Origin of the sequence: Oleiphilus messinensis, from assembly GCF_002162375.1 — a bacterium.
In the GTDB taxonomy this organism is placed as follows: Bacteria; Pseudomonadota; Gammaproteobacteria; order Pseudomonadales; family Oleiphilaceae; genus Oleiphilus; species Oleiphilus messinensis.
This window is the reverse complement of sequence record NZ_CP021425.1, coordinates 1740373-1752321: the sequence shown is the minus strand read 5'-3', so window position 1 is coordinate 1752321 and position 11949 is coordinate 1740373. Positions and strand designations below refer to the sequence as shown.

Genomic DNA, 11949 nt, shown 5'->3' with positions numbered 1-11949 from the left:
TCAAATCATTCATGGCTGGCGGCTTACATCGGCAAACAATGCCCGCTTATCAACTCGATTGGGCACCACATCGCCACGCAACCAACGTTCAAAACTGCTCACAAATTGTTCCCCTAAACAAACCTCCCAACCGATGAAATCCCCGGCCATATGAGCTGATATCATCACGTTGGGCATATTCCACAATGGGCTGTCACTCGGTAACGGCTCGGGCTCAACCACATCCAACGCCGCACCAGCGATAACGTTATTTTGCAATGCCGACAGCAAATCCTCAGTCACGACAATCGCACCACGACCCACATTGATCAACCGGGCCGACGGCTTCATGAGACAAAACAGGTTGCGGTCAAACAAGCCATGGGTACTGGCATTCAAAGGGGCGGTAATGACAACAAAGTCCGCTCTGGGCAACAGATTCGGCAAGGCTTTGCTCCCATGGACTTCATCGAATGCCATATCTGTCCGCGTGGATCTGGCCACCCCCCAGACCGTCATACCTGTTGCCTTTAACAATGTGGCAACCCGTCGGCCAATGGAACCAGCGCCAACCACCAGTACAAACTTTTTATCAATCAATTCAGTTTCACGGTGTCGCCATTCTTGAGTCTGCTGATAGCGCAAATTGCCAAAAGAGTCTTTGGCGAACATTAAAATCGCACCGAGAACGTATTCGGCAATCCCTCGATCAAATACCCCCCGTGCATTGGTCAGCAATACATCGGACTCGACCAGCTCGGGAAACAAAAGCGCATCAACCCCGGCACTGGTTGCATGTACCCAGACAATCTGGTGTGACGCAGGCCAGCACTCCTGCAAGAGCTGTGTGCGAAAGTCTGTGACCACGAGTACATCAACTCTTGGCAACCATTTCTCCAGCTGGGCTCGGGTCGTAACATGAACCACTTCTGCCCTGCCGGTCAGTCCACCCAGCCCCGGAAGGATCGCTTCACCTTCCGCTGTGAGTACTGCAACCTTTGGCAAGCTCTGATGGCGCGTTTTATGAGTGATCTGCATCATCCGTGATCCTTATCCATAACCGCTCTTGTGACTCTTCAACTTCCTCAATCTCTTCCAGAGCATCACTGAACAAGGCAATGGCCTCATCAATTTCTTTTTCGGTCACCACCAAGGGTGGTAACCAGCGGACAACCTGCCCGTGGGAGCCACAACGCAACAGCAGCAGACCACGCTTTTCACTGGCTTTGACCAGTAAGTCAGCCCGGGCCCCAGAGGGCTTGCCCAGGTCATCATTAATTTCCATGCCGCGCATTAAGCCTAAGCCACGGATATCCGCAACAAATGAAAAGCGCTCCTGAATAGCGTTGAGTTTTTGTTCGAGATAGATCCCTTGATGTTGCGCATTTTCGACCAGCCCCTCCTCCCGAATCACCGCGATCGTGGCCAACGCAGCAGCGCAGGCAACTGCATTAGCGCCATAGGTCCCACCTTGGGAACCGGGAAGCGCTTTAGCCATTAGCGACTCGGATGCTCCGATCGCAGAGATCGGAAAACCACTGGCTAACCCTTTCGCTGTAATCACAATATCGGGTTGAACACCAAAGTGCTCCAGACTCCAAAACTTGCCGGTACGCCCGAAGCCCGCCTGTATTTCATCGCAAACCAATAGTATCCCGTACTGATCACATCGCTCCCGCAACCCCTGCATAAAGGCCTGGGTCGCCGGGTAATAGCCATACTCGCCCTGAACCGGTTCGATAAAAAGCGCAGCGGTGTCTGTGGGTGCGGATTGACCCAGAAAGATCTGATCAAGTTCATTAAGGCAAAATTCTGAGGTTTTCTCCTCATCCCAACCAAAACGATAACAATGGGGAAAGGGAGCGATGACAACACCCGCCATCATCGGGTGAAATCCGGTTCTGACCTTTGCAACGGAAGTGGTCAGAGAGGCCGCCCCTAAAGTTCGGCCATGAAAGCCCCCTTGAAAAGCGACAATATTGGCGCGCCCGGTCGCGTGGCGTGCAAGCCGGATCGCGGCTTCAACCGATTCTGAACCGGAATTGGAAAATGCAACCGAATCAATTTGATCCGGCAGCACTTCTGCCAGAGCATCTGCCAGTGCCATCAACTTGGGGTGTTTAACCGTGGTGTACTGACCGTGGATCAGTTGTCCAACTTGCTCCTGTGCGGCGGCAACCACCCTCGGATGACAATGACCTGTGCTGGTCACACCGATACCGGATGTGAAATCAAGATAAGCTTTGCCGTTCTGATCGAACAGATAGGATCCCTGCCCTCGATGGGCAGTAATTTGACTCGATTGTTGCAACAATGGCGATAAGTGACTCATCGGAATAAACTCCTCTGATACTTTTTTAGTTGTGTCCGAAACAACCCTCACCCGGACACCCGTGATTGCGTGTACGTTCATTGCGAACAGTACGGACTACTTGCAGCCGATTCATTGCGAATGGCGTTGAATCTGTTACGCTCGTTACCGGCATTCCTTGCGTATTTCCGGCATGCACTCTTTAACTTGCATTCTTTGACTCGAACTACGGCCTTGGGATTTCTGCCTTGGCACGACTACTTTTCTATTTTTGACTCGGGACTTGCTATCAACGTCAGCACGCATTCCAGAATATCGGCAGTCGATCGCGGAGAACCCGGTCCACCACGCTCAAACTGCCCGGCACGATCCGTTTTCTGGTTCAGTAAATCCTGCTGCACGGCCCACTCAACCCGTTTTGCGGCAAGGGCACAGCGCTCATCTTCCACCCCCAGCCAGGCTAACATCATCGCGGCAGTCAACATCATCGCTCTGGGATCTGCTATGCCTTGTTTAACAATATCCGGCGCACTGCCATGGGTTGGTTCAAAGAGTGCCGGAACATCTCGCCGATCAGGGTTGATGTTACAAGACGGTGCAACGCCCATGCCACCGGATAGCACAGCGGCAAGGTCAGTCAGGATATCCCCTTGCAGATTACTGGCGATAACCACGTCAAACACCCATGGGGACTGCACAAATTTCATGCATGCCGCATCAATCAGCTCATGATGGGTTGCTATTTCCGGAAACTCACACGCAACAGATTGAAACACTTCCGTGTACAACTCCCCCCAATGGGGCAATGCGTTACGCTTTGTTATGAGGCAGACCTGTGCGTGATAATCCCGTCGAGGTGCATCGCGAACCGTGTCCCGGTATTGTTTCGGGGGGTCCCCCGATTGCTGACGTTCGGCCAGGCGCTGCCTGGCACGCTGGAAACCATGCCGGATTAAACGCTCTGTGCCCGCACGGGTGAAAACTTCGACCTGGGTCGCGATTTCAAAAGGTGTACCACGATGCAATCGCCCGCCCTGATTGACATACTCGCCTTCACTGTTTTCCCGCACCACCAGCATGTCCACCTCGCGGGCGCGAGGATCGGCCAGGTACTGGGGGGCACCCGATAACAATCTTGCGGGCCGTTCACAGGCCCAGAGATCCAGCCCTTTGCGAAAGGTTAGTAGCGGAGCCAAGGAGTCCCCGTCTGAAAGCCGGTAACGGCCGACATCACTCAGAGGCCCCGGATCGCCCAGCGCCCCCAGCAAGAGCGCGTCGTATTTTCGAACCTGCTCAAGCGCATCCGCAGGCATCATCTCGCCATGGTGCTGATGCCAGGCTGTACTCGGCCAAGGCAGCTCCTGCCAATCCAGACCCAGCTCGAAACGATCCCGGAGCAGCTCAAGCACCTGCATCGTTGCGGAAACGACTTCGGTGCCGATCCCATCTCCGGGTAAAACGCCTATTCGCCAGCGCTTGCCTTGATTCATCATCAAATCTCCTGCTGTCGATCAAATCGAAAGCGCCGGTATATCATCACTTCGGCGCGCCTAAACGGGTTATCTCTTACTATCGCAGGGGTATGATTTCACCCTGGCTCAAATACTCCCCATACAAAGATATTTTTGCTCCATAAATTCAGCCATCCCCTCGTGCGAACCTTCACGCCCCAGACCCGAGGCCTTGACACCACCAAAGGGTGCTGCGGGATTGGAAATTATGCCCTCGTTAATCCCGACCATGCCACTCTCGAGGGCTTCTGCCACACGCCACACCCGATGCACATTGTCGCTGTAAAAATAGGCCGCCAATCCGAACGGGGTATCATTTGCGATTTGAATTGCCTCCTCTTCGGTATCAAAAGGAATCACGGCCGCCAAAGGACCAAAGGTTTCCTCATGACACAACTGCATTTCAGGCGTTACGTCTGTGATCAGCGCAGGTTGCACAAATTGCGCCCCCAACGGGTGAGCGTCCCCGCCGGACACGAGCGTTGCCCCTTTTGCCAGGGCATCCTGCAAATGTTCATTCACCTTGTCCGCTGCGGCCTGATTTATCAGTGCGGATTGAGTCACGCCCTCATCCATGCCATCACCGACAACCAAACCGTCAATTGCATTTTTAAACTTGGCGATGAAAGCATCGTGCACATCGCGCTGAACCAGAAAGCGATTTACGCAGACACAGGTTTGCCCGGTATTACGAAATTTAGACGCCATTGCCCCCTCAACGGCGGCATCCAGATTAGCATCATCAAACACGATAAAAGGCGCATTACCGCCCAGTTCCATCGAGATTTTTTGAATGTGTCGAGCACTTTGCGCCATCAGTTTACTGCCGACCTCTGTGGAACCGGTAAAGCTGACTTTGCGGACGATATCACTGCCCGTAATGGCGCCCCCGATTGCCGTCGCGGAACCTGTTAAAACATTGAGAGTACCCGGTGGCAAGCCCGCTTCGGCTCCTAATTTGGCCAGAGCCAATGCAGAAAGCGGTGTTTCCGAAGCGGGTTTAACGACCATGGTACAACCAGCAGCCAAGGCCGCCCCGGCCTTGCGCGTAATCATCGCTGCCGGGAAATTCCAGGGCGTGATCGCCGCGGTTACACCAATAGGCTGGGTAATCACAACAATATGTTGTCCGGGCTTCGCTCCCGGTATGGTTTCGCCATAGGCTCGTCGTGACTCTTCTGCAAACCATTGCAAGAACGCCGCCGCGTAGGCAATTTCTCCCCGGGATTCGGCGAGCGGTTTACCTTGCTCCAATGTCATAATCCGGGCCAGATCTTCCTGATTGGCCATCATCAATTCATACCAACGATTCAAAACTCGACTACGTTCAACCGCCGTCAGATCTCGCCACTGAGGAAAGGCGGTATTCGCCGCAGCGATGGCTCGTTCGGTTTCCGCGCTCCCCATTCGAGGCACATGGGCAATGATTTCACGGTTAGCCGGGTTGGAAACTGGAATTGTTTCACCATTATCAGCATCGACCCACTGACCATTAATGAAACATTGTTGTTGCAACAAAGACGGGTTATTCAATCCCGAAAGAGGCATGGCATCCCTCCACTATCAGACGCATTTCCGGCGGGTTAGGCTGGACCCTAATAACCGGGTGTAAACACTAAGGTAGCAGATTGTTGCAGTGGATTGCCAATATGAGGCGGTACTCGCACCTGTGTCCAGGGTTTTTGAAATTAAAATTAGCGTCTTAGCTCATCCCTGTATATCCTTGAAAAATAAGAAAGCGTTTATTAAGCCGAAGTTAACTTCCCTTTAGACTCGCGCCTGCTTAATTTCTGGAAAAAATCACAGTAACGGAGTGAATTCCCATGGCAGTTCCCAGCACAGAACTCGTACAACAAGCTTATATTGCCTACTACGGACGCCCTGCAGATCCGGATGGATGGGCTTACTGGATAGGGGTACTTGACGCAAGCGGCGGCGACCTGGCCAATATCATTCAAGATTTCGGAAACTCCACCGAATTTCTTGAGCGCTATGGCAATCTCGATAATGAAGCACTGATCAATAATGTCTATCTGCAACTATTAAATCGGGAACCCGATCAAGCCGGGCTCGATTTCTATCTGCAGTTCCTCAACAGTGGCGAGCTGACACTGCAGGATATCACCCTGCAAATACTGTCCGGTGCGCAAAATGAAGACCTTGATTTAATCAATAAAAAAGTCGAAGCCGCAACCTATTTCACGATCCGGGTGCCCGCATCAGACTTTGACTATTCCAGCAGCGATGCAGCGGATCAGGCACGCGCTCTGATGGATCAAGTCACACTGGAGACGACATCGACGACAACATTGGTCGATACCTTTTTATCTGAGCAAGCCAATACCGGCACACTTTCCATTTCCGGTAGCGCAATCGAAAACCAGACACTGTCAATTGATCTCGGCGTCATTGACAATGCCGCCAGCAATGACTTTCAGATTCAATGGCTCCGTGACAATACCCCGGTTACAGGCGAAACCGGTACCACCTATGTGTTGGGTGATGCAGACGTTGGCACGATCATCGCCGTCCAGGTGACCTATCAGAGTACCGATAGTGAAACAGTCACGCTGAGCGACAGCACCGCAACCATTAACAACATTAACGACAACCCCTCCGGAAGTCCGGTCATTGAAGGACAATTCAGTGAAAACAATACGCTAACCGCCAATATTGACAACATTTCCGATGCGGACGGTTTGGGCGATTTCAGTTTCCAGTGGCTTCGTGACGGTGCGGCAATTTCCAATGCGACCAGTGGGCAATACACCCTCACCACAGCGGATCTGGATGCGGATATCAGTGTTCAAGTGCGCTATCTTGACGGCCACGGTACCCAGGAGGTGTTCACCAGCGCGGTAGTAAATGCCGACAACAGCAACACGGAGCCGGAAGGTAAACCAGCTATCTCCGGTAGTGCCATCGAAGATTCGACATTAACGGTCGATACCGATGAAATCAGCGATGCAGATGGACTGGGCGAGTTCAGCTATCAATGGAATCGCAACGGAAACCTTATCGAAGGCGCAACGGAGGCCAGCTATACCCTGACGGATGATGATGTGGATGCCAACATCAATGTAACCGTCAGCTATACCGATGGCAAAGGCAACACTGAGGCCGTCAGCAGTGATGTCACCAGTGAAGTCGATAATATCAACGATGATCCCGTTGGCGATCTGGTCATCACTGGTACAGCCTCCGAAGGCAGCGTGTTAACAGCCGATATGGATGGCGTCACAGATGATGATGGCTTGGGAACCTTCTTCTACACCTGGTTACGTGACGGAGAAGTCATCAGCGACGCGAAAAGCAGCACTTACACACTGGAAGACGAAGATGTCGGTAGTACTTTGTCCGTCGTAGTGAAGTATGAAGATGGCCACGGCACTGAAGAAACATTGAGAAGTGAATCAACCGCCGTGGTTACGAATGAGAATGACGCCCCGGAAGGGAATGTTGTCATTCAGGGCTCGGCCACAGAGAATGTCAGTTTACTCGCTTTCGTGGACAACATATCCGATGGCGATGGTCTGGGTACGTTCAGCTATCAATGGTATCGCGATGGTACGGAGGTTAAAGGGGCCACCAGCAGCACCTACAAACTGGGTGATGACGATGTTGATAAAAGCATGACCGTCACGGTCAGTTACACCGACCAGAACGGCACGTTTGAATCCCTTACCAGTACTGCAACAGAATCGGTACTGAATGTGAATGATGATCCCGAGGGTACAATCTCCATACTCGGTTTTCCGATAGAGGATCAGCGCCTATCTGCCTTTGGTCGCGATTCGATTACCGACGATGACGGGCTGGGGGAATTCGGCTACCGCTGGTATCGCGACGGGCAAGCGATCTCGGGTGCAACAGATCTTAACTACACGCTGACCCAACAGGATGTCGGCGCCAGTATCGGTTTCACGATCTCCTGGGTGGATGATTTCGGGACCTTTGAATCCATTTCCGCCGAAACCACGCCGGACATTATTGATTCAACACGGGACTACGATAATAACCTGAGTATTGGAGACGCCGGAAACAGCCTGGCCAGTGCTGCAGAAGTCAGCTATTTGTCTGAAATTGATGGCATTGTCGGTTTCGGAAAAGACGATTCCGATGGGGTGGACTGGTACCGTATCGATACGCCGATCTCTGGCACCCTCAGTATTACCCTGTCAGGACATACCGAAAATCTGGATCTCTACCTGTATGATAAAACCGGTTCACTCCTGGACAGCTCTACCAAAACCAGCACCAATCAGGAAAGCATTTCCGACCGGGTGGATGTCCCCAACAATCAGGAGGTGACTCGCTATATTGTTGTTGATACCGTTGACGACAATGCCAGCCAATACGAGCTGAACATATTCCTGCGCCAGGATACCGATGCGGATCTTCTGGGGAACTTCAGCGGCGATGCCGGAAACAATTTCGATAACGCCAGAGCGCTGGGTGACACATTCTCGCCGATCACCGGAACCATCGGGGTCAACAGCGACTCATCGGATTTTTACTCCTTTCAGGTCGATGAGTCACGGGTGTGGGACTTTGAATTGCAGTTTCTCAGTGCCGACGCCGACCTGCACCTGTACAATAATTCCGGGATACTGCTCAGCAGCTCTACGGCATCCGGAACGCAAAACGAGAGTTTCAGTAGCAGTTTGACCACGGGACAAACCTACTATGTCGAGATTGAGGCGCAGTCGATCACCCCGACAGAGTACTGGCTGGAAATCGCTTAATCACAATGAGATCTGCAGCACTCCGGGTTCGGGCCTGAATGCCCGTTGCCGGGTGCCCGCAGACCACCCACGACTTGCAACAGAGTTGCTTTTTCCAAAAAATAAAGATAAAAGGTGATACATAGTCAATTTATTCATACTCGGTTCAGTGCCGGACAACCACGATGTGAGTGCCAAAGCTGAACGAGAATAAAAAGAATATCAACACCCATAACGAGATGATGACACGAACCTTTTAACATGCCGGCAATTATAAGAACCAATAATCGGTTATCCATACGCCTGTTACGATGGGTAATCATTACTGCCCTGTTGGCCGGGATCATTCTCAGCCTTGGACAAATTTTGCTGGATGCAGACCGGGCCCAAAATGAACTTGACCAGCAAACCCTGGAGCTCATGCATGTCGTTCAGGATGCGGCGACCCAGGCGGTATACAGTATCGATCCTGAACTGGCTCAGCAGGTTGTAGAGGGGCTGTTCGAGCAACGGGCTATTCATCTCGCCATAATCGCGCACCCGGATGGCACACCACTGGCGGAAAAGCATCGTCCACTTAAAGAAAGCCAATCCCGATGGCTTACCGACCTGATATTCGAAAATGAACGCAGTTTCAGTGTCAAACTGATCAAGGAAATCCCGGAGCCGGTTCAGTACGGTATTTTGCAGGTTAAAATTGACACGGCTTACTCTGCAGAAGTTTTTCTTGATCGATCTCTGGTTGTGCTTGCATCAGGGGTTCTGCGCGCTTCCATCCTCGCATTGATACTGTTTATGGTCTATTACTACCTGCTCACCAAACCCCTCAGACAAATTATTGGCTCCTTGATCACCATTGACCCCAAAGATCCCGGTGAACACAACCTCCCTACCCCCCATAACCACGAGCATGACGAACTGGGCATCTGGGTCAAAACCGCCAATCGATTGCTTAAAGGCATTTCGGAAAGCCAGACGAAACGGAAAAATGCCGAAGAGCGGGCTCTTAAACTGTCCCGCTATGATCCACTAACCGGTTTGCCCAATCGACTCATGTTCAGAAACCACCTGCAACTCACCCTGCAGGACGCCGCAAAACTGAACAAAAAAGTCGCCGTGCTCTGCTGCGGTATAGATGACTTTAAATCCGTCAACGAACAATACAGTTATAATCTGGGCGATAAACTGCTCCAGGCATTTGCTGCCCGTCTCACACGACACAGCAACCTGTTACACGCTTCGGCCAGACTGGGCAGTGATCAGTTTGCACTGGTGCAATTCAACATCGAAAACGCCTACAAAGCGACGGAACTGGCGGAAGCGCTGTTGGCGGCGATCAACATGCCGTTTGAAATTGATGGACTGACCATCAGCGTCCACTCAACCATTGGTATCACAATTTTCCCTGATGACGGCGAAGACCCGGACAAACTACTGCAAAAATCAGAACAGACCATGATGCTCGCGAAAACCCAGCAGCGCAGCCAGTTTCAGTTTTATATTGCCAGTGTGGACAGTGAAATTCGCGAGCGAAAGCGGCTTGAGAAAGACCTCAGCGAAGCGTTGGGAAAAGATGAATTCCACCTGCTCTATCAACCCCAACTCGATTATAAAAGTGGCAGGATAGTAGGTGCTGAAGCCTTAATCCGCTGGATTCATCCCGAACGAGGCTTCGTGCCACCGGATCATTTTATTCCCATCGCCGAGAATAACGGCAGCATTATCGAAATCGGTCTTTGGGTTCTGGATGCCGCCTGCCAACAGGCGAAAATCTGGCAGGACAAAGGGTTAGACATCAAAATTGCGGTAAACCTCTCCGCCGTGCAGTTCAAAGATGCAGGCATCGAAGAGGATATTCGCCGAGCACTGGAAAAACATCAGCTCGCGGCTCAATATCTCGAAGTGGAAATCACCGAAACCGGCTTCATGGAAAACCTGACCAAAGCCATCGAAATTCTGACCCGTATCAACCAGTCAGGAATCTCAACCGCAGTTGATGATTTCGGCACGGGCTATTCCTCCTTGAGTTACCTCAAGCAACTGCCCGTCGATAAGTTGAAAATTGACAAGCAATTTGTCTGGGATATGGTTGAGAACAAACAGGATTTCTCGATTGTTCAAGCCATTATTCACCTGGGCAAGAGTTTGAATATGCGTGTTATCGCCGAAGGGGTTGAAACCGCAGAACAGGAAGCCCACCTGATCGAAATGGGTTGTAACATTGGGCAAGGCTACTATTACAGTAAACCGGTCGACCCCGAAGCGTTCGAAGCCCTGCTTACTGACCTGAAAGCGGCCCAGATACCCGCCCCCTGCTCTACCTCAAATTAACCTGGGTCAATGGTCTTCGATCCAGTTGGACGGATCGATCAAGCCAGACAGCAGTCGTTCCCGATAAACGCTTGGATTATGCCCGGACCATTTTCGAAATGCCCGGGTAAAGTTAGCGGGATCCTGATACCCCAACACCGTTGCTATATCCTGTAGATTTAGAGAAGTATCCGACATCAGCGTCTTGGCCTTCTCAAAGCGAACTTCATCGACCAGCCCTTGAAAGGTATGACCATAATTTTGCAAACGTCGTTTCAAGGTTCGGGCTGAAATAAAGAAGTGGGAAGCAATCACGTCGAGTCGTGGTTTGTGTTCAAGCTCTTTGCCGATACTGTGCCGGACAGCGGTCAGAAAATTATCATTTTCGCCAATCGACTGCAGTTCTCTTTCGCATTGCGCAATCGCTTCTCGGGACGCCACCGGGTCCGCCATACGCAATGGCCTATCCAGGTAACTCACAGGCAAAAACAGTTTGACCGTTGGCATCCCGAATCGTACCTTGGGTAACCGGTCACGATAACGCTCAAAATAGTCCGGCTGAGGATAGTCAAACCACAACTCTGCATCCGGCACCTCGGCATCCAGCAAGTACTGAGTCGAACGAAACAGGCCAACTGACATCCCCTCCATAAAGAAATGCCGGGTAGGCCCAAAACTGTGCTTCTCTTGCAATGTAATCACACAGCGATCGCCCTGTATTTCGAAGCTGGTTTCAATATGCCGCTGTCGGATCGTCATAAACTTCAGGCTCAACAACAAGGCATCCCTGAGATTCTGACAACTCATGAGCGCATATCCGAGGAAACCATGGGCAGTGGGCCGCATTCTCAGCCCCTTTTCGATACCGATCCCCATATCACCAATTAACTGCGCAGCGGCAACGGTAATCTGAGTATATTGCATCGGGGTGATAAAACTGCCCGCTTGCTCAAGCATATTGCTGGGAAGGCCTGCGTTCACAAGCACTTCACGGGGATCAAAGCCCCGCTCCGCAACAATCTCGAGTACAAGTTGTGGATAAGCTACCGGAAAGGTCGCCTGATGGAGATGGAAAGGATCTTTCATTACCGCTCTCATGGCCCAATTTGACAAG

7 protein-coding genes are annotated in these 11949 nt (G+C 51.6%); 2 read left to right on the top strand and 5 right to left on the bottom strand.

Annotated features, from left to right (window positions below; translation table 11 throughout):
- Positions 1 to 9: 9 nt before the first annotated feature.
- From OLMES_RS07610 to OLMES_RS07595, 4 genes are all read right to left on the bottom strand, one after another.
- Positions 10 to 1020 (bottom strand): D-2-hydroxyacid dehydrogenase, encoded by a 1011-nt coding sequence (locus OLMES_RS07610; RefSeq protein ID WP_232465288.1) that lies wholly within the window; start codon positions 1018 to 1020, stop codon positions 10 to 12.
- The gene (locus OLMES_RS07605; RefSeq protein ID WP_087460705.1) at positions 1001 to 2311 is read right to left on the bottom strand and encodes an aspartate aminotransferase family protein; all 1311 of its coding nucleotides are present in this window, start codon (positions 2309 to 2311) and stop codon (positions 1001 to 1003) included. Before OLMES_RS07605 ends, OLMES_RS07610 begins: the two co-directional genes overlap by 20 nt.
- A gap of 236 nt (positions 2312 to 2547) precedes the next feature.
- Positions 2548 to 3783 (bottom strand): isocitrate/isopropylmalate dehydrogenase family protein, encoded by a 1236-nt coding sequence (locus OLMES_RS07600; RefSeq protein ID WP_269767746.1) that lies wholly within the window; start codon positions 3781 to 3783, stop codon positions 2548 to 2550.
- A gap of 105 nt (positions 3784 to 3888) precedes the next feature.
- Entirely contained in the window at positions 3889 to 5349 is a 1461-nt protein-coding gene (locus OLMES_RS07595; protein ID WP_087460704.1) for an NAD-dependent succinate-semialdehyde dehydrogenase, read from the bottom strand.
- A gap of 275 nt (positions 5350 to 5624) precedes the next feature.
- On the opposite strand from OLMES_RS07595, the gene OLMES_RS07590 reads away from it, so the two are divergent.
- Positions 5625 to 8546: a DUF4214 domain-containing protein gene (locus tag OLMES_RS07590; RefSeq protein ID WP_087460703.1), complete on the top strand. Its 2922-nt coding sequence runs from the start codon at positions 5625 to 5627 to the stop codon at positions 8544 to 8546.
- Positions 8547 to 8786: 240 nt separating this feature from the next.
- A complete protein-coding gene (locus OLMES_RS07585) occupies positions 8787 to 10856 on the top strand; it encodes a putative bifunctional diguanylate cyclase/phosphodiesterase (protein ID WP_087460702.1) in 2070 nt (689 codons plus the stop codon).
- Positions 10857 to 10862: 6 nt separating this feature from the next.
- On the opposite strand, the gene OLMES_RS07580 is transcribed toward OLMES_RS07585, so the two are convergent.
- Entirely contained in the window at positions 10863 to 11921 is a 1059-nt protein-coding gene (locus tag OLMES_RS07580) for an AraC family transcriptional regulator (RefSeq protein ID WP_198343257.1), read from the bottom strand.
- Positions 11922 to 11949: the final 28 nt, after the last annotated feature.